Raw genomic sequence first — 26,434 nt, forward strand, 5'->3', positions numbered from 1 at the left:
AGGAGCTATCATGAAGCCCAAAGCGATCGTCTGCCTGGCCCTGTTGTTCATGGCCTTTCTTTCCTGTAAAAAACCGGGGCCGGGAAAATTCTACATTGTCGGCATGGGAACCGCCCCTGATCTTATCAGCGTACGGGCCGTCAATGTCATCAAAGACGCGGACATTGTCCTTGTTGAAAGCGACCGCGACAGGGAGTCATGGAAGGAATATCTCGGGGGAAAAGAGGTGTGGTACCGCACCGTCGGCCTCCGCATCATGTACGGCGCCGACCCATCAAAAATACGGGACCCGAAGCGCCGGGCCAGGGCTGAGCTCGGCATCAGGGCCAGGAAATCGCTTGTCGATCGCGTAACGGCCGCCGTCCGCGGCGGCAAGACGGTGGCGGACCTGCAAAGCGGCGACCCCATGGTATACGGCCTGACGTTCATGCTCGAGATGCTTCCCGGGGACATAGCGACCGAGATCGTCCCCGGCATAGGCGCTTTCCAGGCGGCCAGCGCCGCGGTCAAGATGAGTCCCACCTTCGGATACGACACCAGCGCGGTCATTCTGACCATGGATGACTGGAACGGCAGGGTCGACATGAATGAAAAACTCATGGCAGCCGGAAGCAGCCTTGTCGTGTACACCATGCTCCTTGATTATCCCCGGTTTTTTACGCGGCTCAAGCGGTATTATCCCGAAGACACCCCGGTCGCCGTCGTGCAAAACGCCGGAGACCCGGACACGCAGAAAGTGATCAGCAGCAGTGTCGGCAGATTCCTGAATGAAGTGGACTATAGGAACCTGCCGGCGGCGAGACACATCCTTCTCGTCGGTAAATTCCTCAAGGTGGGACAGATCCGCAAGGACCATGTGCCTGAGATCACGCCGGGGCATCCTCCGGTGACCATGGAGATTACCGGGCGCCGCCAAGAATGAAAAGGCGGCGTCCCGGGGATCATTCCCGTGATCGGATCGTTGCGATAATTTGTAATATTTTATGATATTTTTTCTTTGGGAATAATTTCGCGGTCTCCCATATCAAAAAAACAAAATATTACGAAAAGACACCGTTTTTCATCAATTTCCTTGACTCCAAAGACCCGGTTAAATACATTTCACTTTACCAGGTTGTTCTTCCTTCCGATTTCTCTTAACCGGTATGTCCTGGTCATGATCCGGATAAACCCATTGATCGCGGTGCGTGATGATTTACATAGGCATTGATGACACTGACACCCTGAACTCCCGCGGCACGGGCCGCCTCGCCCGGAACATCGCCGCCGTCCTATCAACCGATTTTTCCGTTGAGGGCGTGGTGCGCCACCAGCTCCTCCAAGATCCGCGCGTGCCCTTCACCAGCCATAACAGCAGCGCCACCATCATCCTTCGCGAAAAAAAGAGGGTTGATATAGTCGGGATCTTCGATATGGTAAAGGCCCTGATGCTCTCCGATTTCCAGGTCGGCAGCGATCCCGGGCTCTGCGTGACCCGCGACATACCCGTCCAGGTGATTGAGCACGGCCGCAACGCGCAGACGCGGCTGGTCACCCAGGATGAAGCCCGGGACCTGGCCCGGTCCCACGGCATGGCCCTGGAGGGCCTGGGAGGAACCCAGGACGGCGTCATCGGCGCCCTGGCGTCCGTGGGGCTCACCGCAACGGGCGACGACGGCCGCTACCTCCTCTGCGGCAGGGTGCGCGACCTGGCGGGCCTGGTCCCGGCGGAAGCGGTCCTCGACGCGGGCGTGGCGGAGATACGCACCCTGGAAGAGGAAGCCGTCACCTCCGGCATGGTCCTTGCCGACAAGATCAGGCCCGCGCGCCGCGGCGGCAGGCCCATCGCCTATGTTGAATGGCGCGACGGCCGCTGGGAGCCCCTGAAGCTGAATTAAAACAATATACCCTCGCCCGCCCCTCCCCTCGATGGGGCTCGGGACAAGCCGGGGCACCCTCTCCCATTAAGATCTGAAAAAAGGAGAGGGTTTCCCGCGTTAAAGGCTATTTCTCTTATCCCCCTCTCCTTACTTCAAAATTTCATGGGAGAGGGGGCTGGGGGGTGAGGGTTAGAACTATATGATACAGATACACGAACTGACATACGCATATCCCCAGCACGGCAGGGGAATCGGGCCCTTTGATTTTTCAGTGAAGGAAGGGGAGATGCTCCACCTGACCGGCTCCTCCGGGTGCGGCAAGAGCACCCTGGCCCGCTGTATCACGGGCCTCATCCCCCACATCTATCACGGCGCCATGAAGGGGAGCGTTTGCGTCGGCGGCCTCGACACGGCCGCCACGCCCCTCTGGAAGCTCGCCGGGACTGCCGGGTTCGTGTTCCAGAACCCCTCCATGCAGATGCTGGGCAATACCGTGGAGGAGGAGATCCTCATCGGCCTGGAAAACCTGGGCCTCGGACGCGCTGAGATCCGGGACCGCATGGAGGAAGCCCTGGGGCGCTTCGGCCTCGGGGGATTCCGCCGGAGAAACCCCCATACACTCTCCGGCGGGGAACAGCAGAAGCTGGCCCTGGCCGCCATCATGGCCCGCCGTCCGCCGGTGCTGGTGCTGGACGAGCCCCTTTCGATGCTCGATGTCACGGCCGCGACGGAGCTGGTCCGCCACCTCTCGGAGCTGACCCGCGCCGGCGTCACCATCGTCATCTTCGAGCACCGTTCGGATTACCTCGCCGCCATGCCGGGCTTGAGGGTGGCTGCATTGGACGAAATTACCGTCCCCGGCCGCGCCGCCGCGCCGGGGAAATGGCCCGGGGCCGCGCCGGCCCCGGGTACCCGCCATGGCTGGCCGCTGCAGGCAGCCGGCCTCGGCGTAAGAATAGGCGGGAAGGATATCCTCAGGGATCTTGACCTTGCGATCGAGCCCGGGGAGGTGACGGCCGTCGTCGGCAGGAACGGCTGCGGGAAGACCACCCTGGTGCGGGCCCTCGCCGGGCTCCAGAAGCACGACGGCGCGGTCTCCATCGGCGGCGGGCGCCCCGATCTCGGCCAGGTCTACCAGAACGCAGACCTCCAGCTCTTCAACGCCTCGGTCCGGGCCGAGATCCTCTACCGCGTCAAGGATCCTGACATGGCCTGGTATGCCTGGCTCATGGAGACCCTCCGCCTCGGGACGTACGAGGAAACGCCGCCGCTGATACTGAGCGAGGGAGAGAAAAAGCGCGTGGCCCTGGCAACGGTGCTGATGCGCAAGGCGGCCCACGGCATCCTCCTCGACGAGCCGTCCCTGGGACAGGACACGGCCCACAAGATGATGCTGATCGACATCTGCCGCGGCCTCGCGGCCGGCGGCAGGATAGTCCTCTTCACCACCCACGAGCTGCACCTGGCGGCCATGGCGGACCGCCTGATCCTCCTCGGCCCGGAAGGGATCGCCGCCGACGGGCCGCCGAAAAAGGTTTTCCTCGACGCCGCCGCATGGGAGCGGGCCGGCATGTTCGTGCCGGCCTGGGCGGCCGACACGGGCCGGGAGGGCATAACGGCATGATGAAGATACTGAAATATTTTTCCTATGGAACGGCCGTCGCCGCCCTGTCGGAACAATCGCCCCTGCGGAGCGTCGACCCGCGCACCAAGCTCGCCCTCTGCCTGTGCGCCTCCCTGGCGGTGATGCTCCCCCTCGAAAAGCTGCTGGTTTTCACTTCGGTATATGTACTGTTCCTGTTGTGGGCCCGGCTCCTCCCTGAAGCGGCCCGCCAGGCGTGGAAGCTCAAGTGGATACTGGGGGTACTCTTCCTGGTGGACTGGCTGGCGGTCTCCCTCGACCTCGCGGTCGTGGTGACACTCAGGCTCCTCCTGATGGCCGGGGTCTTCGCCATGTTCTTTTCCACCACCACGCCGTCGGAGCTCTGCATGGCGCTGGTGTGGATGCGCGTGCCGTACCGGTACGCCTTCAGCGTAAGCCTCTCCTTCCAGGCCGTGGGCGGCATCGACGCGGAATGGCGCGCCATCCTGGAGGCCCAGAGGGCCCGGGGCGCCTTTACCGCGCCGCGCGGGTGGCGTTACCTGTTCGAGCAGGTCCGCAACCTGGTCTGCCTCACCGTGCCGGCGGTGGTTCTCACGGCCCGGCGCGCCTGGTCCATGACCGAGGCCGCCTACGCCCGCGGCTTCGAATCGCCGGGCCGGAGCCCATACCGGAGACTCTCCACCGGGCCGATGGACTGGGCCATCCTGGCCGGGGCCCTGGCCCTGGCAGCCATATTTATCCTCTGGAGGTGACAAATGAGCACCACGCGCCGCATCATCATCGCCGTCGTCATTATAGCGGTTGTAACGGGGGCCATCCTGGCCATAGAGTCCACCCGCAGGGGGGGATTTCTCTACCGCTCCCGCGACAAGGGCCAGAAGGAGTATTCGGAAGGGTGCGTTCCGGTCTCCTCCGGCGGGAAGGTCATAGGGAGCTTCTGCCGGAAAGAATCGGCGGGCCTCGGGAAAACAAGTTTCCGCGACGGCGCGGAGAACAAGCTCCAGGAGGGATGGCTCCTCGGGGATGTTCTGAAGTTGTATGTTAAAAAAGAAGAAATATCCATGGATACCATCGTGCGCGTCGAGAGCACGGCCCGGGGCAAGAAAGCCGAGGTGTCGTGGAGAGATATTTCGGACAGGCGGAACAACATCATCCTGGCCCTGTCGAAGCAGGGAAACCTGAAGCTGGTTTCCACGATGAAGGGCCTTGACACCAGGGAGCGATGGGTGCAGGACGTTGACAGGATAGAGGTGCTCCGGCGGTGACGGAACGCTATTTTTCCACCTTCCAGCTCTTTCTCCTGGCCCTCTTCGCGGCCCTCATCGTGGTGGCCAAAATCGCCCTGCACCTGCCGCTGCAGCTTTCGGGCCACTCGGGGATATTCTGGATGGCCATCATCATCGTCGCGGCCCGGGTGGTGCCGAAGCGGGGCGCAGCGAGCCTGGTGGGCCTCACGTCGGGGATCATGGCCGCCTTCCTCGGGATGGGAGACCTGGGGGGGCTCAACACCCTCCTCTCCTACGCCATGGCCGGCGTCGGCGCCGACCTGGGGCTCCTCCTCCTGCGCGACCCGGAGAACTTCGCCTGCGCCACCCTGGCCGGCGTGTTCGGGCACCTGTGCAAGTTCATGGTCAAGTGGATCTTCGGCATGGTAGCAGGGGCGCCTGTTGGTTTTATAGCCCTGGGCCTGGCCAAGGCCCTGGTCGGCTACATCGTCTTCGGCGCATTGGGGGGCCTCCTCGGCGCCCTCACCCTCAGGGCCCTCCGGAAGGCCGGGTTCTTCACGTACCTGCTGGAAAAGAAGTAGCTTACAGCTTCGCCTCGAACCCTCCGTAGCAGAGGAACCCGGGCCCCGGATTGAAGGGGTCAGGGTTGTAGTCGTCGAGGATGTTCTTGAAAAGAACATAGAGGGTGAAACGCTTCCATATCTCCTGGGACACCTTCACGTTCAGGTTGAACTGGTTGTGGAGCTTCACCGTGTCGAAGAAATTACGCGAATAGAAGTAGGTGGTCCCCGAGGGCGGCGCATACCTCATGGCTTACGCGACCTGGTCGTTCAGCGCCGTGCCCCAGAGGCCCTCAGGAAGGCGGGGTTCTTCACGTACCAGTTGGAAAAGAAGTGACCATTTCGAAAAAAATTTCCATGAAAGAAAAATATTCCCAAATAATGACTATTTCTTACTTTTGTATAATTATTTGTATTTGACATAAATTATTTGTATAATTGATTTGTAATACTTTGTTACTAAGGAGGATAAATAGTTATGAAAAAGAAACTGTTGGTTTTTGTGATGCTGCTAATGATTACGCCTATCTTCAGCTGCGATGAGGAAAAAGCTAATAAAAATGAAACAAATCTTACGAACTTATTATTTTTACTAGGGAACAAGACGCTGACGGTTAATGTGACGTATACAGGTACTTATGTTGCAAGTACTGGCACACAATACATATATGCATATCTTTACAATGTTTGACCCACATATACCAGATCTCCAGTTTGCGTATATTCAGGAAGAACATCTGGCCCTGTAACTGATGGTACGCAACAAACTATAACCATTACAGGCATATGGTCGGGTGATTATTACCTTATGGTGTTCTATGACTACAAGAGCGGGGATAATGCTGACAATAAAGGCGATTTCTATACATTATATGATACAACTGCCGATGGCACTTATTGCATATCTCAAGCGACAACAGTGAGTATACCAACTGTTTCATCCGTTACAATAACATTCAACGACACCTATGATTTTCCTACGGGCGCCGGCACCGGCGCAGGTGCTATGTTTGATTCTACCAGTTGCCCGTAAAAATTTATGTAGTTTATGACCAGCTGACTTAGATATTATTAAACAAGAAGGGAGTATTCCAATATGCTGTTACAATGAGGTATATTGAGAATACTTCCTGTCAAGTTATTTGGCAAGGAATAGATAAAAATGATATGATAATAATTTTATTAAAGAAAAATTATCACGTTCTATCATTTATAACAATTACAATCGCATTAGTATTTTTTCCTCTTTTATCCCGCGGAATCGAAGCACAGGTACTGGGAAACAATAATAATATTACCGGCGGATTCGGCAAATCGAGCGCCACGAAGAAAGCAGGGGATCCATTTCAACGCAAGAAAAAGCATAGTGGTGTCTTTTCAGCCGGGGAAATCATAGTCTCCGGAAAAGCGATAGCCAATATCAATGCCGCGGCCATCACCACGACAATAAACCAGGAGGACATACGGGACCGGAGCGAAAAGACCCTTGACGATTCACTGGAGACCGTGCCCGGCGTGGCCATCGAACGCCATACCAAGGGACACGTGCGCGCGAAGATACGCGGATTCGACCAGGACAAGATCGCGGTCCTGGTAGACGGCATCCCCGTGATCGACATCTATTCAACCGATGTGGACCTTTCAGATATACCGGTCATGAACGTGTCCCGCATCTACGTGAACCGGGGCGTGTCCTCCGCCCTTTACGGCACCGGTGGCGCGGTCGGCTCCATCAACGTGGTGACCAGGAAGCCGACGCGTCTTTTCGCGGAGGCGAACGGCGAATATGGGCAATATAAAAACGGGTCAGCCAGCTTCGCCCATGGCGCTCCCTTCGGAAAGTTCTACTACTGGATTACCGGCTCTTTCCACAACTCCGGCGGATACAGACCTTCTGCGAAACTCGACCGCGCGAAAAAGATAAGCTGGTACACTAAATTCATCAAGCCTTACCTGTACAACTTCACCTACGACCAGGTAACCATGCCCGCCCAGTACAGCTACCTGTTCGACGACGGAAAGTGGAACCATAACGAGTACCGCAAATACAACCTGGCGGCCAAGATCGGGTACGAGTTCAGCAATCACGTGGACGTCGGCGTTGCAGCCCTGTTCCGCTATGGATCGGCAAAAACCAACACCTACGAGAACAACTGCTTCAGCGACTACAAGCTCCAGAACCTCTGGTGGAAGGACCCATTGTTCCAGGTTCCCACCCAGGGTGACGTCAAGAAAGCGGCCCTCAGGAACCGATCCTTCGTGTGGCCGAAGAAATACCGGTACACCGTGTACCCCTACATCACCATTGACTATGACCGGCTCCTCATCAGGGCCAATGTGTTTGTCTCCTACGACTACGCGTCGCAGTTAGGATACGCTGACAACTGGCATTTCTATGAAAAGGACGCCCCTGCCGCGAGGCCCAATGATGGACGATACTGCCCCGTTTATGATTACGAAACCTACATGTCCTATGGCGTGAATGTCTACCCCTCCTACCGTATCACGGAATGGAACCGCCTGAACATGGCCGTTACCTGGCGCGAGGACCGCTTCACCTCCCGGCAGAAGGCCAAGTCCCTGATCGAGTCATGGCCCGTCATTACCGCCGGATTCGGCCTCGACAAATACACGGTATCATATCTCAAGGCTTCGTTCCTCACCGTGGCCATCGAGGACGAGGTCAACATCAAGGATCGCCTGCGCCTCTCCGCAGGCATATCATACGACGCGCAAAATTTCACAAAATTCAAATCACGCAACAAAGATTACCCGGATTTTTACGGCCCGGCCTATATCGTGCGCGACAAATCCACCATCTGGGGAACACGCGACTCCTTCAATCCCGTGGCCGGCATCGTCATCACGGCCGTTCCAGACCTGCTCGACATAAAGATCGCCGGCTCCATGAAAACGCGTTTTCCCACACTCGGGGAGTATGACAAGGTCATCGCCTCGTTGTACGACCGCGGCCTGAAGCCGGAGCGATCGTACAACGGCAACGCCGGGTACCAGTTCTATTTCCTGGATAGAAGCCTGAGTTTCGGCGCGGACTACTTCATCAGCCTGGTGAGGAACCGCATCGAGAAGATTGCGGGCTCCGATGAGCCGCCGGTTAACATAGAAAAAATCGTCTCCCAGGGCGCGGAAGCCTACGTTACCTTCGAGAAGAAAAACATATCGATTTTCAAAAAGATAAACGCCTCATTCTATTATACGTATCTCAACTGCGTGAACATGGACGATTCATGGAACGCAAAAGTCAACAAGGGGCCCCATCTTGAACTGACTCCCGAGCATCAAATTGTCGCCGATCTGCGGCTACTGTTTAAAAGTGATACTATGCTGGCATTATGGGGAAACGCCAAATTCAACCAGATCATGTATGCCATGCGTGTCCGCCCGGCGCCGGATGTACAATTCGCCGCATTTTCACGCAGCTTTTTCGAGCCGGTAAAGCTACATAATCCGTTCATGCTGAATGTAAAAATTTCACAAAAAATATATAAATATATTACGGTATATATTCTCTGCAAAAACATTCTGGATGATTATTTCGCCGATCCCTTCAACCCAGGGCCGGGACGGATGTTCTATGGCGGTATAAATCTTAAATATTAAACCATATGAACGATTAATATAACATTTTCGCGATGATATCCTACTTTTTTCATTGACGATATATAAACATCAAGAGTATCATATCTCCAAAGGACAACAATGCCGGAAAAACTGATGAACACCAAAGAGGTAGCCGAATACCTCGGCATCAACGAGAAGCAGGTCTACGCCCTCATCAAGACCGGCTCCATCCCGTGCACCCGCGTCACCGGCAAGTGGATCTTCCCGAAGCACCTCATCGACGAGTGGATCGACACGTCGGCGCGCCACAGCCCCGATAAAAGGACCGCCAACGGCCACGGCAGCCGCATCCTGGCGGCCGGCAGCAACGACCCGGTCCTGGACCTCCTCATCAGCCAGAACAACTCCGAGCACTTCTCGATCTTCTCCTGCAACATCGGCAGCACCCAGGGCCTGGAGTTCCTCAAGGAATCGAAGTCCGACATAGCCTGGTGCCACCTTTTCGACCCGGAGAGCAAGACCTACAACATTCCGTACATATCCTCGCACCTGGCGGACAGGAAGATCGCCGTGGTCCACCTCTTCTACCGCGAGATCGGCATCATGGTGTCGCCCGAGGCGGCTAAAAAAGTGAAAAAAATCGAGGACCTGGCCTCGGGCGTCCGCTTCATCAACAGGCAGGAGGGCTCGGGGATTCGCCTCTTTATCGATCATAATTTAAAAAAGGCCGGCATCGACGCGGCCTCTATCGAGGGCTATCAGAACGTGGTGAACACCCATTTCGAGATAGGCCTTTCCATCCTCTCCGGCAAGGCCGACGCGGGCATATCCTCCGTGGCCATATCCAAGCTCATGGACATACCCTTCATCCCCCTCGCGCGGGAAAGCTTCGACATGGTTATCGGCAAGGACACCTTCTTCGAAAAGGGGATACAGCTTTTCATCGAATCGCTGCAGTCGAAGAAGTTCAGGAAGACCGTGGAGCCCCTGGGGGACTACAGCTTCGCCGACTCGGGCAAGATCCTCTATTCCACCGCCGGCTAGGGGCCGCGGCGTCCCTTCTATTTATCCGAATCGTCCTGCTTGAAATAGCTTATGCTCCGGTTGAGGAGATCCGCCTCGTTGCGCATGTTTTCCGAGTTCGCCGCCAGCTCCTCCGCCCGGGCGGCGATGTGCTGGGTCGTCTCGTTGATGACGCTGACGGCCTTGACGATCTCGTCCGACGCCACCATCTGCTGGTGCGTCGCGTCCTCTATGGCGTCGGAACGCTCCTTGATGCTGTCCATCTCGTCCACGACGGTCGCCTTGGTGTTGAGCTCGATCTCCATGGTGTCGGAAATCTCCTTCATCATCCCGCTGATCAGGTTGAAGCCGTCGATGATGGCGGCGATGGTCTCCACCGTGTCCTCCACGTTGTGCAGGCCCTTCCGTATCTCGCTGTTGTTCGCCTTGATGAGGCCGTCGATCTGCTTCAGGCTCGACGCGGTCTGGTCCGCGAGCTTGGAGACCTCGTCGGCCACCACGGCGAAGCCGCGGCCCGCCTCGCCGGCCCGCGCGGCCTCGATGGAGGCGTTCAGCGCCAGGAGGTTGATCTGCTCGGATATGCCGTCGATGATCTGTATGATGCTCATCACCTCGTTGGAGCTGGTGTTGATCTTCATCATCGACTGGTTCATGTCATTGAGGAGCCGCTCCCCGTGCCTGGCCTTGCCCATGAAATCATCGGTGTTGATCTGCGTGTTTTTGACCTTGTCTCCCATGGTGTCGATGATCCTGGTCAGCTCGTTGACCCGGTGGACCATGGCCTTGAGGCTCAGGTTCTCTTCCTTGACCCGGTCGGATATGTTGGTGAAGCCGGCGGTGAGCTGCTCCACCGTGGCCATGATCTCCTCCGCCGACGTCGCCTGGGTGTTGGCGTTATCGGAAAAGGCGCTTGTAGAGGAGGACATCTCGTCGGATGAGACAAAGAGCTCCTGGGACAGGGACATCGTGCTCCTGACCACATCGTTGATCTTCGCGATGAAGAGATTGAACCACACGCCCAGGTTGTGCATCTGGTTTTCCGTGTTCACCCTGTAGACCCCGCACTGGACGCAGGACTTGTATTTCTTCTCCAGAATATCCCTGCACAGCGCCTCCTTGCCCAGGCGGCGGGCGATGGACCCGATCTCGAAAAAGCAGAACCCGCGGCCCCGGTCGTAGGGGATGTACCCGTCGTCTTTCTTCTGGAACACCGTGACGGTCGACCGGTCCGACACGGGGTAGCGCACCGAGAGGTCGCCGAGGGCTCCCTTCCCAAAGGACTCCATGAAGGAGGTCATGGACCGGTTGATGTCCCGGGACAGGCGCAGGGCGATGACGACGGAAAAGCCGACAAAGAGGGCGCCGATGGCGAGATAGATCATGATGGTCCTCGTGATGGCCGCGAAGGCCTCGCTCTTCTCGATCTCGATCAGGAACATCCACTGGAAATAGCTGAGCCATTTCCAGATCCCTATCACGTCCCTTCCCTCATGGTTGGTGTAGCTGTCATGGCCGGCGTGGCCGCTCTCCAGGCAGGCCGCCACGCTCTTGACCGGCTGCCGCGACTTCGGGTCCACAAGCTGGAACCCGGTTCCGCGGCCCGCGTCCTGTGCGGCGATATAATAATCGTTCAGCACGCCGACGCCGTGTTTGAACTCGTAATCGCGGGACGAGCACACGACCTGCCCCTTCGCGTCTATGATATAGGCGTTCCCGTTCTTCCCGAGATTGATGATGCTCAGGGAATCGTCCATGACCATCATGTTTATGGCGCAGATGATATAGCCGCGCGCGGCGCCGTTCCCGCCGAAGACCGGAAAGCTGATCGGCTGGATGACGGTTTTTCCCTTTTTGAGCTTTTCGACGTATGAAGGAAAGATATGGATGTCATGGCGCTTCGGTATCCGCTCGAACATCTCCTCGTCCAGGAGGCCCCGCCTGCCGTCGGTTGAGGCGCCGATGTTCCCCTTCCTGTCGACGAGGAGGATCCAGGCATAGGAGCCCTGGTCGTACATCACGTCGTCGAGATACCTTTTCAGCGCGGCCGCGGTGTTCGGCGCGACCCTGCCCCCCTGGTCCATCTGCACGGCCGCTTCGACGACCAGGGGCGCCTTCGACAGCTTTTCGATATGCTCGGCGCGGCGCTCCATCCAGTACTCGATGAACTCGAACTGCTTGGTCGCGATCTCGCTGTAATTGGCGAGGATGAGGTCCTGGAGCCACGAGCCGGTCAGCAGGTAATTCACGGCGACAAAAATGAGGGATATGAACACGCATACCGAGAGAAGGACGTATTTGACCCTATTGCGGATGCTGATGTTTTTGAAGATTGCGTATACGCGTCCAAACAGGTTCATGACCCGCCTCCCCGCCTCTGGAGTGATCGTCTAGTCCCCGCCCCTGTGACAGCTGTGGCACCCCTGCGGCCCCGCCGTGCGCCGGTGGCATTCGTGGCACTGCTGGTGGAACGCCGCCTTGAGATTGATGACGGCCCCCTCGTCCTTTTTCCCGTGGCACGAGGAGCACTTCTTCATGGACCCCAGGTGGTGGCAGTCCACGCATTCGGTGTTGTATTCCTCCACGTGGGCCTTATGGTTGAAACGGATCTGCGGCAGCCGGTGCCCCGTTTTTTCCAGGGGTATGACGTCCCTGACCTTCTGGTAATCCGACTTGACGCCGGCATGGCATTCCTGGCACTTCACCGGGCCGCTCTGCTTCTTGTGGCAATCCTTGCAGAAATAGTGGAGGATGACCATCTTCGATCTGCCCACGTGGCAGGCGGAGCACTTCTTCTTGTTCTTTTCCTTGCCCGCGTCATGGTGGCAGACGTTGCATTCCACCGCCGCCTCTTCATGGGCCTTATGGCTCTTCTTGTCGAAGACGAAGGTCTTTCCGTACATCTTTTCAATGTCCTTGTAAGCGCTGGTCCCTTTCTTTTCGATATGGCATTCGTTGCAGGGGACCGGTCCCTTCTTCTTCTCCCGGTGGCACGTGACGCAGAAGTTATGGAACAGCTTCGCCCCCTCCAGGCCCTTGTGGCAGTAGGCGCATTTTTTTATCCGCTCATCGTTGGAGTGCTTGTGATGGCAGGCGACGCATCGCATGTCCGCCTTTTCGTGGGCGCCGTGGGACATGGTAACGCGGATGGTGGTCTCCAGGGTCTTCGGCCCTTTGGCCACGTCAGCCTCGGTATAATATGCATTGACCCCGGTAATCTTCACCCGGTCGGTGCCGCTCTGATTCCCGGAACATGCCAGTAACGGCAGAATGGCCGCGAACACGGCCATTGTAAGAATGTGAATATATGATAGAGTATACCGTATATATCTTAGCATAACTATAATAAAAGTGAATGAATGCTAAATAGTATACACTTTGAGCAATGTGAGTCAATGACTTTTTCCCATCCAGGTTGTTCGGTGAGAATAATAATTATCAGCGGTCTATTTTCGCAATAAGACATAATAAATATTTCTTGACAATTTCCTTGAATAAGAATCCCCTCCTTACTATATTAAGCACGGGGACCTCAGGAAACTGCTTGTCTTTCAATAAAAGAGCAGTTTTTTTCTTTAATATGTACCCTCTGGGGGCACGGGACCGGTCGATGCCGGCGGTTTCCTCAAAAGACTTGTTGTTTTTCTCATTTTATTTACGAGGCCGGGGGCGAAGCCTCCGAAAAAAGCCCCGCAGGGGCTCTCCTGTAATCGCAAAACGAAGTTTTGCAACAAGTCTAATAATCATTATTGATTCTTAACAATCAATTATCATACTTATAAACAGGAGCACCGCGCGATGGGGCTGTCCTGAAAGCCTCCCTCCGGGGGGGTTGGGGGGATTCTTAACAGGCATCGCGCGCTGCCTTTCAACACGTTATCATTTTCGTTACCGGGATAGAGACATGGAGTGGACCGATATCATCATTTCTTCCAAAAAAGAACCACAGCTTACGGAAAACGCCCGCATCGTGCTGGAGAAGCGGTACCTTGCCAAGGACGACAAGGGAGCAATCATTGAAACGCCGGAGGAGCTCTTCAAGCGCGTGGCCAGGTTCGTGGCCTCCGCGGACCTCCTCCACGGATCGCCGGCGTCCGAGGTCAACAGGCGCGCCGATGAATTCTACGAGATGATGGCGGACCTCCGGTTCCTTCCCAACACGCCCACGCTCATGAACGCCGGCAGGCCCCTGGGCCAGCTCTCCGCCTGCTTCGTCCTTCCCGTGGAGGATTCCATGGACAGGATCTTCGACGCGGTCAAGAACATGGCCCTGATCCACAAGAGCGGCGGCGGCACCGGCTTCTCCTTTTCCCGCCTCCGTCCCAAGGACGACATCGTCAAGTCCACGGCGGGCGTCTCCAGCGGCCCCGTATCATTCATGAACATCTTCAACGCGGCCACGGAAACCATCAAGCAGGGCGGCACCCGGCGCGGCGCCAACATGGCGATCCTGTCGGTGAACCACCCGGACATCATCGACTTCATCAGGGCGAAGGAGGACAGGAACGCCCTTACCAATTTCAACATATCCGTGGCCCTTACGGACGACTTCATGGACGCCCTCGAGCGGGACGGCGAGTACTCCCTTATCAATCCCAACACGAAGCAGGCCACGGCCGCGCTCAAGGCCCGGGAGGTGTTCAACCTCATCGTGCGCAAGGCCTGGGAGAGCGGCGAGCCGGGGATCGTCTTCATCGACCGCATCAACGCCGCCAATCCGCTCAAGAAGGTGGGCGTCATCGAAAGCACGAATCCATGTGGAGAGCAACCGCTCCTCCCCTTCGAGTCGTGCAACCTGGGCTCCATCAACCTGAACAAGGTCATCAAGAAGGAAAAAGGCTCTTACGTCATCGATTACGATGCGCTGCGGAAAATCACCGGGCTCTCGGTCCGCTTCCTGGACAACATCATCGACCTGAACCGGTATCCCCTGGAGCAGATAAAAGAGAACACCCTGGCCAACCGGAAGATCGGCCTCGGCATCATGGGGTTCGCCGATGTCCTCATCCGCATGGGCATTCCCTACAATTCAGAGGAGGCCGTTGAGACGGCCGAATCGATCATGGGGACCATCCAGGAGGAATCGAAGCGCGCCTCCCGGGAGCTGGCCAGGGAGCGCGGCGCCTTCCCCAATTTCGACAGATCCTCTTACGCCGACGAGGGCGCAGCGCCGCTGCGCAACGCCACCACCACCACCATCGCGCCCACCGGCACCATCAGCATCATCGCCGGGACCTCCAGCGGCATCGAGCCGATCTTCGCCCTGGCCTACCTGCGCAACGTCATGGACAACAACATCCTGGTCGAGGCCAATCCCCTCTTCGAGGAAACGGCTCGGGAGCGCGGGTTCCTCACCGACGACATCATGACGCGGATCGCGGAGCACGGATCGGCCCTGGGCATCGACGGGATCCCGGAGGACGCGCAGCGCCTCTTCGTGAGCGCCCACGACATTTCGCCGGAATGGCACATCCGGATACAGGCGGCCTTTCAGAAGCACGTGGACAACGCGGTGTCGAAGACCGTCAATTTCAGGAGCGACGCCACGGTGGAGGAGATCGAGCAGGTCTACCTGTCGGCCTACCATCTCGGGTGCAAGGGCGTGACCGTGTACCGCGACCAGTCCCGGGAGAACCAGGTCCTCGAGACCCGGCAGAAAGCGGACGGCAGATCCTTCACGGAAAGCGCCGCCGCGGCGGTCCCGCAGGGCCCCATCACGCCGCGGCCGCGCAGCGAGATCACCTGGGGATCGACCCGGAAGATCGCCACGGGCTGCGGCTCCCTCTACGTCACCATCAACCAGGACGAGCAGGGCCTCTTCGAGGTCTTCGCGGCCATGGGCAAGGGGGGCGGGTGCGCCGCGAGCCAGACCGAGGCGGTGAGCCGCCTCATCTCCCTGGCCCTGCGCAGCGGCATCGACAAGGACCAGATCATCAAGCAGATCAAGGGAGTGCGCTGCCCCAACCAGGCCTGGGAAAAGGGAGGACGCATCTACTCCTGCGCCGACGCCATAGCCAAGGCCCTGGAGCGCCATGCCGGCGTGGCCCAGACGCCCAACACCGATGACACCCTCCATGAAGCGGCCAAGAACATCGCCGAGACCAACGGCAAGCTGAAGGAAACCGTCATGGTCGGCGTGTGCCCCGACTGCCACGGCCCCCTCGAATTCGAATCGGGCTGCTCCGTGTGCCGGTCCTGCGGCTTTTCGCGGTGCGGATAGGAGGGAGCCATGGACGCGGTTCTTCTTCGATGCCAATCGTGCGGGTCCGCCAACAGGGTCCGCGCGGATAAACTGGGAAGCGGGCCCAGGTGCGGCAAATGCGGCGCGGCGTTGAGCTTTCCCCGGCGCCCCGTCGAGGTGACGGCCGCGACCTTCTCCCGGGTAGTGGAATCGGCGCCCGGCGCGGTCCTGGTCGAGTTCTGGACTCCCACCTGACCCCATTGCCTGAGCCTTCGTCCCGTGCTGGACGAGATCGCCTCTGAAATGGCCGGGATCGTGACCATAGCGACGGTCAACGCCATGACCGATCAGGAGCTGGCGCGGCGTTTCGATATCCGGGGCGTCCCCGCCCTCCACCTCTACCGGGGCGGAGCAAGGATCAAGGATATCGCCGGCGCCATGCCCAAGGCCCAGCTGGTGCAGTGGATCAAGTCGTCGCTGTAGCCCGCCGGGCCGCAAAAAACCCGCTGTCGATGACGCGGGTCCCTGGCGCGGATATTCATAACGTCTTGAGAAATGAATCCATATCCATCCAGGGAACGACCTCTGCATCGCTGCGTTTCTGGCCGGTATCGCCGCCATAAACGACATAGCCCTTTGAATGGGATCCGGATATTTTTTTCCAGTACGCGAGGCCGCTGAAATAATCGGGAAGTATCGTCGCGCCCGACTTGATTTCCACCGGGACTATGCTGTTGTTGAAATCGATCATGCAGTCGATCTCGTTGCCTGTTTTGTCGCGCCAGAAAGAAATCGCCGGCCTGTCCCCCCTGTTCATGAAATGTTTTACGATCTCACCCATGATAAGGGTCTCGAAAATATGGCCGCGAAACGGGCTGAGCGAGAGGGCGTTCCTGTCGCGAAGGCCCAGCAGATAGCAGAGAAGGCCGGTATCGTGGAAATAGAGCTTGGGCGTCTTGACCAGACGCTTGCTGAAATTGCCGTGATGGGGCCTCGTCAGGAACACGATATAGCTTGCTTCGAGGACCGATATCCATGACCGGACGGTATTGTGGGTGATCCCGCAGGCATTGCCTATCTCGGAATAATTAAGCAGGTGGCCGCTTCTCGCGGCACAGAGGGAGAGGAAGCGCTGAAAAAGGGAAAGATCTCCGATATTCTTGATGGAACGCACGTCCCGTTCAAGGTAGGTAGCGACATAATTGGCGTTCCACTCCCAGGGATTAAGCCCCCTGTCGTATATCGACGGGTAACCCCCGCTGAGGAGCAGAGCGTCCAGGTTTTCTGGCGTCAGCCTGTTCTTTCTCAATTCCTGCAGACTCAGGGGAAGGAGGCTCAACAGCGCGGTGCGTCCCGCGAGGGACTGACTGACACGGTCAAGGAGAAGAAACTGCTGGGAACCGGTAAGTATGAACATACCGGATTTTTTCGACGAATCGACGACTCCCTGTATATACGAAAGAAGATCTGGCGCCCGCTGGACTTCATCTATGACCGCGCCGTCTTTAAATTGTCCCAGGAACCCGCGAGGATCGGACAGGGCGAATTCCCGCATATCGGGATCTTCCAGGCTTACATAGGACTTATCTTTGAAACAGATACGAACCAGTGTCGTTTTTCCCGATTGCCTCGGACCGGTAAGGGTTACTACCGGGTACTGTTTTGCCAGCGAAAGGAGCTTCGCCCCAAGCATTCTTTTATACATGCGTTTAATGTAACATGTCTTGGACAAATTGTCAATCAGATTATCAATTTGTCCATATAGGTTATCCCAACAATAGTGTACACAGGGCCTGCAGATTATTACTGCCGTCCATAGCGCCTTTGGAATACATCACGGGATTGGTATGGCTGGATGGATGCGTTTTTTTCATAACCGCAACCCATGCCCAGGGCCCGGCTGGTGCAGTGGATCAAGTCATCACTGTAGCCCGCCGGGCCGCAAAAAAACCCGCTGTCGATGACGCGGGTCCCTGGCGCAGAGATCAATAATCGATATCAGGCTGCGTCCAACTCCAGGAACCGGTCCACTTCCAGATAACGCAAAATTTTTATGACCCCGTCGGTGAGCCCCTGGAATACGAGGGTTTTCCCCGATTTCCTCATGCTGTTCTTAAGAGATATGAACATGCCCGCGGCGGAGGAGTCTATCTGGACCACCCCGTCGAGGTCGAGGACGACGCGGTCCGCCTTCGACGCCTGGAGCGTCTTCTCGATGAACTCCAGGATGAACGAGGTGGTATTGAAGACAAGCTCGTCCGTCAAAAACCGCAGGCGCAGTTCAGTTCCGCATATTTCGTGTTTGACGTAATCCATTCTCATCGTTCGTCAGTCTTACGGTATCAATTACAGGGATCGTTTTCCTGAGGAGACATAATACTTTGGGGCTCACTATTTCATTATGTCGCGCATCATGTCAAGGACTATTTTTTATTGATATGCAAATATGCGCAAGATATTTTTTTAACTTATAAGCTGGTGCGTGAAATAATTAAAGGCCTGCTGGATACAGTATCCACCAGTCCTTATAGAATTAATTGATTTCCGACCCGGCGCGGCCCCCTACATCTGGATGACCTTCAGGTTGTCCGGAAGCTTGATGTCCTTCACGGTCTTGACCTTCACCGGACCGTTGAGCTGAATCTTTTTAAAGGTGATGTCGAGACGGAGACGGACGCCCTGCGCCACGATCATGATGTTTGAATAGATGCGGCTGGCCCCCTGGGCAAAGGGCTTCTTCACGTATATCTCGAGCTTCTCCCTGGTCTTCTTGTTGATGAGGAGGATCTTGTCCGGGTCATTGCCCTGGAACGATATGGTCTGATAATACTTCGGATTTTCCAGAATCAGCATGGACCCTTTCCCGTCATTGGCGGCGAGGCCCTGTTTCACCGAATAACCCGCTATGAGGGGGATGGCGCCGGTAATGATGTCGTGGAACATGTCGAAGTCGATTGTCACGCCGCCGTAATTGGCCAGGTCGATGGTCTTGGAGCTGTCGACGAACATCTTCTTCTCAACCGGGTAGTAGACCCGCACCGTGTCTCCCTCCCGGAGAATGGTCATGACCGGGCTCTTGAAGATGTAATCCACGAAGGCCACGTGCATGGCCCGCCGCTTTTTATCATACTGGGCGTTCCCCAGTATCTTGTTCTTCTTGTCGCCGTAGGTGCCGTTTATGTCGAAATCGAGGGCGTAGGATTCGGGGCATTTTTTATTGATGACGGCAATGCTGTCGACCATGGCGCGGATACCCTCCTTGCCGGCCGGATGATACTGCCCCTTGATGGTCGCGTCGTCGCGGACCGTTGCCGTGGAGCATCCCAGGGCGGCGGCCGCCGCGGCGGCAAGGATGATGATGTTCGCCATGATGGAGAAACCGTTATTTCTTCTCATAGTGCTTGATCTTGCCCTCTATAGTGTCGGTCTTCTTTATCTCGTTGGATTTACGCCAGTATTTCAGGGCGCCGTCGACGTTGCCCAGCTTGAGGTAGGTGTCGCCGATATGGTCGTACACCACGGGGTCGTTCGCGTTCGCCCTGCTCAATTGTCCTTCGGCGACAAGGAGCTTTTCGAGGGCCCGCCGGTAATTGCCCTTGCGGAAGTAGGCCCAGCCGAGGGAATCGGTATATGCCCCGTTGTCCGGCTCGATGTCCAGGGCCTTCTGGATCAGCGCCAGGGACTCGTCGATCTTCATGTTATTGTCGGCGTAGAGGTAGCCGAGGAAATTGTACGCCCGGGCGCTCTTCGGATTGTACTTGATCGCCTTTTCAAGGGACATGATCGCATCGTCGATCTTCGAAAGCTTTTCCAGCACCACGGCCATGTAAAAATGATAGGTCTCGCTTTTCTCGTCGAGGGAGATCGCCTGCCGGATATTGCGCTCAGCGGCCGGATAATCCTCCTGCCAGATCGACAGGAGGCCCTTGAAAAAATAGGGCCGCGAATTCGACGGCTCCTGGGCCGACGCCCGGTTGAAGTAGTGTATAGCCGCGTCATACTCCTTTTTCACGCCGTAGAGATAGCCGATATGGAGCATCAGGTCAAGGTCGGGCTGCAGGCTGTTCGCCTTGATATAGTAATAGAGCGAGAGGGAATATTGCTGAGTCTCCTCGTAGGCCTTCCCCAGGTAGTAATACACGCCCGGGACCGACTCGTTGAGCTTGCTTGCCTCCATGAAACAGCGCTTGGACTCCTCGTAGAGCTTGCTGTTGAACATGAGCACGCCCGTGGTCACGTACTCGTTGAAGGCCGCGCTCGCGTCCCCCTTGCGGGCGTTGATCCGGGCCATGGCCAGGTGGACCGAGATGGTGCGCGGGGAAATCTTCACCACGCCGGCCAGGAGCTTCTCAGCCATATCGTCCTTGCGGATGAGCTCCGAGTAGAGCCCCCAGGCCAGTATGCCGCTCATCGACCCCGCGTTCTTCGCCCTTCCCAGGAAGTTCACGGCCCTCATGTCGTCGCGCAGGTAATAGATCCTTCCCAGTATCGACAATATAACCTTGTCGCCGGGCCGCTTTTCAATGAACTGCAGCGCGTACCGCTCGGCTGCGCCAAGGTCATGCACATCCATGCAGGTGAGGGCGAGGAAATAGATGGCGTCGATGTTTTCCTTGTTGATGGCCAGCACGTTACGGTACATCGCTATGGCTTCGGGGATATCGCCCTTGCGGTAGGCGATCGAGGCGAGGCTGAGATACGACTGTTCCTTGTAATAATCCTCGATGGGAAGCTGATCGGTCAGGGCGATAACCTTTTTATACGCAGCCGTCGCCCTGTCCGGGTCGTTCAGGTTCTTCAAATAGTGCTCGCCGAGGACGAACATGATCTGGACCGATTCCGGCTTCTCCTTCAGGTACTCTTCCAGGATCGCCGCCGCGGCATCGTAGTTCTTCTGCTTCAGGTATATATGGTAGATCCTGTTATAGACGCGCATGTCCGTTTTGTTGACGGCCAGGCTTTTGCGGGCATACTCGAGGGATGCCGCGAAATCGTTCCGGTAAAAATAGCATTCCGAGAGCTGGAAATAGATCTTGTCGGCTGGGCCGCCGGAGGCGGCGGCCTCATTGAAGCACTGGATCGCCTTTTTCAGGTAGCCGTCCCGCTCCGATGAACTCCTGTCCCGCGTGGCCAGGTTCCTGTAGTAGAGGCCCCAGCTATAGCGTGACCAGCTGGAATGGATGGAGGGCGACCCATGGCCCGCATCGTTCCGGTCATGGTTTTTTTTCTCAATGGTCGCGGCGGCCGTCACGCTCCCCGATAAGAGAATAAACGCTGCTGTACAATGAAGGATTGCAAGGAATATTTTCAATAACCGTATCCATTGTCGATAATTGACTTGTTGCAAACTGTCATTTCGACGGATCCCGTTATTACGGGATGAGGAGAAATCTTGATAGCAACGAGCCTAATATAATACAAAGATAGTATCTGTTCTCATTATTGTCAAATCTAATTGAAATCACCCCGCGGCCGCTCCCCGGGCCTTAACGCCCCTTGGGCGCCCGGGTCATATCCCGGACCGGTCATACGGTTAATATCCGCCGGAAACGCCAATGATATTAAAAAATTGACAAATATCAGTGTAACAATTCATATATAAAGACTGTCCGATCAGAATGAAAAAGTCTGTCATCGCGAACAAAGCGCCCCTCGAATGGCCCGGGAACCGCGTTGAGGCGCCGCGCAATGACAAAGGATCGTATATATTTTTGAACAGATAATAACTATGCGATATATACCGGAGGAATGAAATGTTTTACGGAATAGATCCGCTCTACTGGATGATGATGGCGCCGGTCCTCATCCTTTCCCTGGTGGCCTCCCTGAAGGTCAAGAGCACCTTCAATAAATACTCAAAGGTGATGTCGGCATCGGGGATGACGGGCGCCGATGTCGCCGCGGAGCTCCTCAGGCGGAACGGCCTTACCAACGTGGCAGTCACCGAGACAGGTGGCTTTCTCTCTGACCATTACGACCCGTCAAAGAAAGTAATCCGCCTTTCCCCTAATGTTTTCAGGAGCAATTCCGTGGCCGCCATCGGGGTCGCCGCCCACGAGACCGGCCACGCCATACAGCACGCCAGGGCCTATTCGCCCCTGGTCCTGCGCAACACCATGGTGCCGGTGGCGAACATCGGGTCCAGCCTTTCCTGGATCATCATCCTCGCCGGCTTCATCTTCGGTTTCCTGGGCCTGGTCAAGATCGGCATCGTGCTCTTCAGCGCGGTCGTGGTCTTCCAGGTGATCACACTGCCGGTGGAATTCAACGCGTCGTCCCGCGCCAAGGAGATGCTGGCTTCCTACGGCCTGATCTCCCAGGGCGAGCTCCAGGGCGTGCGCAGCGTCCTGTCGGCGGCGGCCATGACCTATGTCGCCGCTGCCGCCTCCTCCATCGTGACCCTGATCTACTTCCTCATCAGGGCGGGACTCCTGGGCGGAAGGGACGATTAATTTTTTTCTTGAAATAACCGGACATGCCGGCTATAATGCGGCGTGAAGAGGCGGAAACCCGCTCCTGCCGGATAACATCCATCATGCGGAGTCGGACAGAGCCCGTATCAAGGCGTCGGGGCGAGGAGTGCATTGAGCTGGCAATCTATGAACATCAAAAAAGCGCTGCACACATTAAAAATCGTCGCACTGAAACCGATCAGGGCCCTGAAGGACTTCCTGCTCGTCGATCTCCGCACGGTCATGAAAAACTTCGGCGACCATGACGGCGAGCTGTCCACCTGCGCCCTGGCCTTTTTTCTCCTTATATCCTTCATTCCCCTCTCGCTGGTCATCATCGCCATCATGAGCTTCTTCTACAAGTCCGACGCCCTGGCCGCGTTTTACACCACCCAGCTCAAGAGCCAGCTCCCCTCGATCGACATCGAGCGCTTCATCTCCGTCATCGACCGGATCATCTACAAGAAGCGCTACCTGGCCTTCATCTGGGTGCCCTTCCTGTTCTGGTGGGGCAGCTTCGTTTTCGACATCATCGAGCGCGGCCTGGAAAAGGCCTTCCGCATCGGCGAGAGCAGGAAGTACTGGAAGGCGAAGATCCGCCACTTCTTCATCATCATTGGCATGGCCACCTCCATACTGATCATCACCCTGTTCTCGAATTTCATCGCCGTACTGAAGAACATGGACCTTGCGCTGCTGATGGAAGAGAACCTCAACAAGGTCGGCATCCTGAACACCTTCATCACCGCGGTGGAGGAGATCCCACTGATCATATCCTCCGTTACGACCCTGGTCATGAACACCGTGCTGATATTCATAATCTACCGCTTCATCCCGCCGAAAAAGCTTACGAACATGTCCCTTTTCAAGGGGGCACTCTTCGCATCTTTCAGCTACGAAGTGGTGAAGTCCCTTTTTTCCTATTACATCAGGGAGATAAACGACTACACGTCCATCTTCGGCTCCCTGAACACCATCGTCATCTTGATGATATGGATATGGTACACCTGCTTCCTCTTCATCATCGGCGCGGAGATGGCGTGGGTCTTTTACGAGAAAAGCGAGGAGGGCCGGGAGCTCAGTTTCGACAAGTAGTATCCTTAAATACCACGTGAAGGAGGCGCCGCCATGGCAACCGCGCAGAGGGCACCGGGCAAGGAGATTTTCGGATGGGCCATGTTCGATTTCGCGAACTCGTCCTACACCACGGTCATCATCACCGTCGTATTCTGCGTCATCTTTCCAAAATTAATCGTCGGAGACGCCCCCGAGTTCCGCCTGGGCAATCTCCTCTGGAGCGCCTCCCTTTCCATCAGCTACCTGGTGGTGCTGCTGTCGGCGCCGCTCTTCGGCGCCATCATGGACTATACGGCGGCAAAGAAAAAATTCCTCTTCGGCAGCTATGTCCTGACCATTGTGGCCACGGCCGGCCTCTACTTTGTGTCCCCGGGGAGCGTCGCCCTGGCCATGGTCCTCATCATCCTGTCGAATATCGGCTTCTCCTATAGCGAATCCTTCGTTTCAAGCTTCCTTCCCGGCCTGGGCCCGCCGGAGGACCTGGGGAAGATCTCCGGCTACGCCTGGGGGCTCGGATATTTCGGCGGCCTGTCGTCGACGGCCATGGTCCTCTTCGGTCTCGGGGCTCTCACCATGGAGAACTTCCCGAACCTCCGCCTGGTGGGACCCATCACCGGCGCCTTTTTTCTCGTCGCCGCCATCCCCACCTTCCTCTGGGTGAAGGAGCGCGGCGCGGCCCGGGCCCTTCCGGCCGGAGACAACTATTTCACCCTCGGCTTCAAGCGGCTGAAGAAAACCTTCGTCGACATCAGGGACTACCGGGACCTCATCATCCTGCTGGCCTCCTTCTTCTTCGCCTACGCGGGCCTCTCGATCGTGATCAGCTTCGCCTTCATCTACGGGGACCAGGTGATCAAGTGGACGGGGCTGGTGCAGATGATCATGTTCATCCTCACCCAGCTGACCGCCGCGGGAGGAGCGCTCCTCTTCGGCTTTTTCCAGGACCGGTGGGGCGCCAAGGGCACCCTGGTATCGACCCTGGTCCTCTGGGTCGCATCGGTCACGATGATCTACGGAGTCGAGCCGCTGACGGGGTTCCTGAACGGCCTCCTCGGAACGTCCTGGGAGGTACAGCACGTGTTCCTGGTGATCGGGTCCCTGGCGGGGATGGGCCTCGGCGCCACCCAGTCGGCGTGCCGCGCCATGGTGGGGCTCTTTTCCCCTGACACGAAATCGGGGGAATTCTACGGCCTCTGGAACCTCACCGGCAAACTCGCCGCCATCGTGGGGCTCATGGGGATCGGCATCCTCCAGCACAGCTTCGGCATGAAAAACGCGATCCTGGCCTGCTCGGTTTTTTTCTTCATCGCCATCGTAATCGCGCTCTTCGTGAACATCGAGAGGGGCAAGGCCTCGGCGGCCGAACACGCCGGCGAATAGCGGGGCCGCCGGGCGGCGGCCATTGACATGGTCACTCCACGCTCCCGGCCACGCCGGCGAGCTTCTTCGCGATCTTCTGCTTTTCCTTCATGTTCGCCAGCCGCCCTATCATGATCCGCTGGGCCTGGGGCGAGCCGGCGCCGTGCATCGATTCGGTGAGATACCCCACCGCGGCGGAGCCCATGGTCAGGTTCTCGATGAGCCGGAGGATGCGCACCCGGTCCTCGGTGAGGACGCCGCTCCGCCCCTGCAGGTACTTCTTCACCCATTTCCCCGTCTCGGGCGACGCGAGGTCCCCCTCCGACGGGCAGGTGACCATGAGGCCCCCGGCGATGTCCTGGGCCAGGCGCGCGATCTCGTAGGGGAAGCGGGTCACGTTCTGCTTGTGCACGTTGGCCAGGAGGGTGTCCACGTACCAGGTCCCGCTCGGCTCCCGGTGGCCCTCGGCGGCGCAGGCGATGCACCCGCAGTAGAGGGTCTCGTTGAGGTGGTTCATCTCGATGATCTTGTCCTTCACGTGGGAGGCCCTGTCCGCGCCGTTGTATTCGGCCGCAGTCTGGGCGGCGCCGATGAGGACGTCCCCCACGCCGACCTTGCAGGCGTAGCTCTGGCGGTGATAGGAGGCGAACTGCTCCACCAGCTGGCCGGAAAAATCATGCTCCCTGAACATGAAGACCCTCTCCCGGGGCACGAACACGTTATCGAACACGATCAGCGCCTCGTGGCCGCCGAAGAGGGCGTTGCCCCGGTCGATGGTACCCTCCTCGAGCTTCCTGGTGTCGCAGGACTGCCGGCCCATGATGTAGGTGACGCCGGCGGCGTCGCTCGGCACTGCAAAGGACACGGCGTAGTCACGGTCCTCCACGCCCATGGTCATCGTGGGCATCACGATGACCTCGTGGGAATTCACCGCGCCGGTCTGGTGGGCCTTGGCGCCGCGGACGACGATGCCCTCCTTCCGCTCCTCCACGACCCTGAGGAACAGGTCCGGGTCCTGCTGCCGGTGCGGCGGCAGCGAACGGTCCCCCTTGGGGTCGGTCATGGCGCCGTCGCACACCAGGTCGCTCTCCTGGACGTAGGCCAGGTACGCGAGGAAGCGCCTGTTATAGTCGGTCCCGTATTTCCTATCGATGTCGAAGGTCGTCATGGACAGGGCGTTCAATGCGTCCATGCCGACGCAGCGCTGGAAGCAGCACCCGGTGAGAGACCCCAGGAGCCTCCCCATCTTGCTCTTTTTGACCAGGTCGTCCGCGCTTTGATGGATATGGGTGAAGCGGTTTATCTTCTTGCCGGTGATATGGGACGTGGCGGTCATGATCTCCCCATATTCCGGCTTCATGGCCAGGGCGTAGGTCACGGCCACGGCGTTCAGGGAGGGGCGGATGATCCCGTTGTCCACCACGTTGTCCACCCTCTTCCCGAACATGTACACGTTCAGGTTCAGCTTTCGAAGGCTTTCGATGTACTCCTGCGGTGTTTTCATGATGGGTCCTC

At 57.4% G+C, this 26,434-nt stretch carries 23 protein-coding genes; 15 read left to right on the plus strand and 8 right to left on the minus strand.

What is annotated here, in order from left to right; translation table 11 throughout:
* Positions 1-10: 10 nt before the first annotated feature.
* The 6 genes from KA369_16465 (at position 11) to KA369_16490 (ending at position 5,269) form a co-directional block, all read left to right on the plus strand.
* A complete protein-coding gene (locus KA369_16465; protein ID MBP7737576.1) occupies positions 11-922 on the plus strand; it encodes a hypothetical protein in 912 nt (303 codons plus the stop codon).
* Positions 923-1,187: 265 nt separating this feature from the next.
* A complete protein-coding gene (locus KA369_16470; protein ID MBP7737577.1) occupies positions 1,188-1,877 on the plus strand; it encodes an ABC transporter substrate-binding protein in 690 nt (229 codons plus the stop codon).
* Positions 1,878-2,058: 181 nt separating this feature from the next.
* Positions 2,059-3,483, plus strand: a complete 1,425-nt coding sequence (locus KA369_16475; GenBank protein ID MBP7737578.1) for an ATP-binding cassette domain-containing protein — start codon at positions 2,059-2,061, stop codon at positions 3,481-3,483.
* Positions 3,480-4,214 (plus strand): energy-coupling factor transporter transmembrane protein EcfT, encoded by a 735-nt coding sequence (locus KA369_16480; protein ID MBP7737579.1) that lies wholly within the window; start codon positions 3,480-3,482, stop codon positions 4,212-4,214. The genes KA369_16475 and KA369_16480 overlap by 4 nt, the downstream gene beginning before the upstream one ends.
* Positions 4,215-4,217: 3 nt before the next feature.
* On the plus strand, positions 4,218-4,727 hold the full coding sequence (locus KA369_16485; protein MBP7737580.1) for a hypothetical protein: 510 nt from the start codon (positions 4,218-4,220) through the stop codon (positions 4,725-4,727).
* Positions 4,724-5,269, plus strand: a complete 546-nt coding sequence (locus KA369_16490) for an ECF transporter S component (protein ID MBP7737581.1) — start codon at positions 4,724-4,726, stop codon at positions 5,267-5,269. Before KA369_16485 ends, KA369_16490 begins: the two co-directional genes overlap by 4 nt.
* 1 nt (position 5,270) lies before the next feature.
* Here KA369_16490 and KA369_16495 read toward each other — a convergent pair whose 3' ends face one another.
* Complete coding sequence (locus KA369_16495) at positions 5,271-5,498, minus strand: hypothetical protein (GenBank protein MBP7737582.1); 228 nt, start codon at positions 5,496-5,498, stop codon at positions 5,271-5,273.
* A gap of 228 nt (positions 5,499-5,726) precedes the next feature.
* On the opposite strand from KA369_16495, the gene KA369_16500 reads away from it, so the two are divergent.
* The 3 genes from KA369_16500 (at position 5,727) to KA369_16510 (ending at position 9,874) form a co-directional block, all read left to right on the plus strand.
* Positions 5,727-5,939 (plus strand): hypothetical protein, encoded by a 213-nt coding sequence (locus KA369_16500; protein ID MBP7737583.1) that lies wholly within the window; start codon positions 5,727-5,729, stop codon positions 5,937-5,939.
* A gap of 476 nt (positions 5,940-6,415) precedes the next feature.
* Positions 6,416-8,869 (plus strand): TonB-dependent receptor plug domain-containing protein, encoded by a 2,454-nt coding sequence (locus tag KA369_16505; GenBank protein MBP7737584.1) that lies wholly within the window; start codon positions 6,416-6,418, stop codon positions 8,867-8,869.
* Positions 8,870-8,983: 114 nt separating this feature from the next.
* The gene (locus tag KA369_16510; GenBank protein ID MBP7737585.1) at positions 8,984-9,874 is read left to right on the plus strand and encodes a helix-turn-helix transcriptional regulator; all 891 of its coding nucleotides are present in this window, start codon (positions 8,984-8,986) and stop codon (positions 9,872-9,874) included.
* A gap of 17 nt (positions 9,875-9,891) precedes the next feature.
* Here KA369_16510 and KA369_16515 read toward each other — a convergent pair whose 3' ends face one another.
* Both KA369_16515 and KA369_16520 read right to left on the minus strand, forming a co-directional pair.
* Complete coding sequence (locus KA369_16515; protein ID MBP7737586.1) at positions 9,892-12,210, minus strand: methyl-accepting chemotaxis protein; 2,319 nt, start codon at positions 12,208-12,210, stop codon at positions 9,892-9,894.
* 30 nt (positions 12,211-12,240) lie between these two features.
* Positions 12,241-13,140 carry a hypothetical protein gene (locus KA369_16520; protein ID MBP7737587.1) on the minus strand — a complete coding sequence of 300 codons (900 nt, stop codon included), beginning with the start codon at positions 13,138-13,140 and terminating at the stop codon, positions 12,241-12,243.
* Positions 13,141-13,754: 614 nt separating this feature from the next.
* Here KA369_16520 and KA369_16525 point away from each other — a divergent pair.
* Genes KA369_16525 through KA369_16535 form a run of 3 tightly spaced genes read left to right on the plus strand, consistent with a single transcriptional unit; the run spans position 13,755 to position 16,514 of the window.
* A complete protein-coding gene (locus tag KA369_16525) occupies positions 13,755-16,070 on the plus strand; it encodes a vitamin B12-dependent ribonucleotide reductase (protein ID MBP7737588.1) in 2,316 nt (771 codons plus the stop codon).
* A gap of 9 nt (positions 16,071-16,079) precedes the next feature.
* Complete coding sequence (locus tag KA369_16530; GenBank protein MBP7737589.1) at positions 16,080-16,286, plus strand: hypothetical protein; 207 nt, start codon at positions 16,080-16,082, stop codon at positions 16,284-16,286.
* Between the two features lie 24 nt (positions 16,287-16,310).
* Complete coding sequence (locus KA369_16535; GenBank protein ID MBP7737590.1) at positions 16,311-16,514, plus strand: hypothetical protein; 204 nt, start codon at positions 16,311-16,313, stop codon at positions 16,512-16,514.
* A 55-nt stretch (positions 16,515-16,569) separates the two neighbouring features.
* Here KA369_16535 and KA369_16540 read toward each other — a convergent pair whose 3' ends face one another.
* The 4 genes from KA369_16540 to KA369_16555 form a co-directional block, all read right to left on the minus strand.
* Positions 16,570-17,736, minus strand: coding sequence for an ATP-binding protein (locus KA369_16540; GenBank protein MBP7737591.1), 1,167 nt, complete (start codon positions 17,734-17,736; stop codon positions 16,570-16,572).
* 293 nt (positions 17,737-18,029) lie between these two features.
* Positions 18,030-18,347: an STAS domain-containing protein gene (locus tag KA369_16545; GenBank protein ID MBP7737592.1), complete on the minus strand. Its 318-nt coding sequence runs from the start codon at positions 18,345-18,347 to the stop codon at positions 18,030-18,032.
* Positions 18,348-18,593: 246 nt separating this feature from the next.
* The gene (locus tag KA369_16550; GenBank protein MBP7737593.1) at positions 18,594-19,427 is read right to left on the minus strand and encodes a hypothetical protein; all 834 of its coding nucleotides are present in this window, start codon (positions 19,425-19,427) and stop codon (positions 18,594-18,596) included.
* Positions 19,414-21,282 carry a tetratricopeptide repeat protein gene (locus tag KA369_16555; protein ID MBP7737594.1) on the minus strand — a complete coding sequence of 623 codons (1,869 nt, stop codon included), beginning with the start codon at positions 21,280-21,282 and terminating at the stop codon, positions 19,414-19,416. The genes KA369_16550 and KA369_16555 overlap by 14 nt, the downstream gene beginning before the upstream one ends.
* A gap of 502 nt (positions 21,283-21,784) precedes the next feature.
* Here KA369_16555 and KA369_16560 point away from each other — a divergent pair.
* The 3 genes from KA369_16560 (at position 21,785) to KA369_16570 (ending at position 24,940) form a co-directional block, all read left to right on the plus strand.
* A complete protein-coding gene (locus KA369_16560) occupies positions 21,785-22,483 on the plus strand; it encodes a zinc metallopeptidase (GenBank protein MBP7737595.1) in 699 nt (232 codons plus the stop codon).
* A gap of 147 nt (positions 22,484-22,630) precedes the next feature.
* On the plus strand, positions 22,631-23,578 hold the full coding sequence (locus KA369_16565) for a YihY/virulence factor BrkB family protein (GenBank protein ID MBP7737596.1): 948 nt from the start codon (positions 22,631-22,633) through the stop codon (positions 23,576-23,578).
* Between the two features lie 33 nt (positions 23,579-23,611).
* Positions 23,612-24,940, plus strand: coding sequence for an MFS transporter (locus KA369_16570; protein MBP7737597.1), 1,329 nt, complete (start codon positions 23,612-23,614; stop codon positions 24,938-24,940).
* A gap of 31 nt (positions 24,941-24,971) precedes the next feature.
* On the opposite strand, the gene KA369_16575 is transcribed toward KA369_16570, so the two are convergent.
* The gene (locus tag KA369_16575; protein MBP7737598.1) at positions 24,972-26,423 is read right to left on the minus strand and encodes a 4-hydroxyphenylacetate 3-hydroxylase family protein; all 1,452 of its coding nucleotides are present in this window, start codon (positions 26,421-26,423) and stop codon (positions 24,972-24,974) included.
* Positions 26,424-26,434 lie beyond the last annotated feature (11 nt).

This window comes from Spirochaetota bacterium, assembly GCA_017999915.1.
Taxonomy (GTDB): domain Bacteria; phylum Spirochaetota; class UBA4802; order UBA4802; family UBA5550; genus RBG-16-49-21.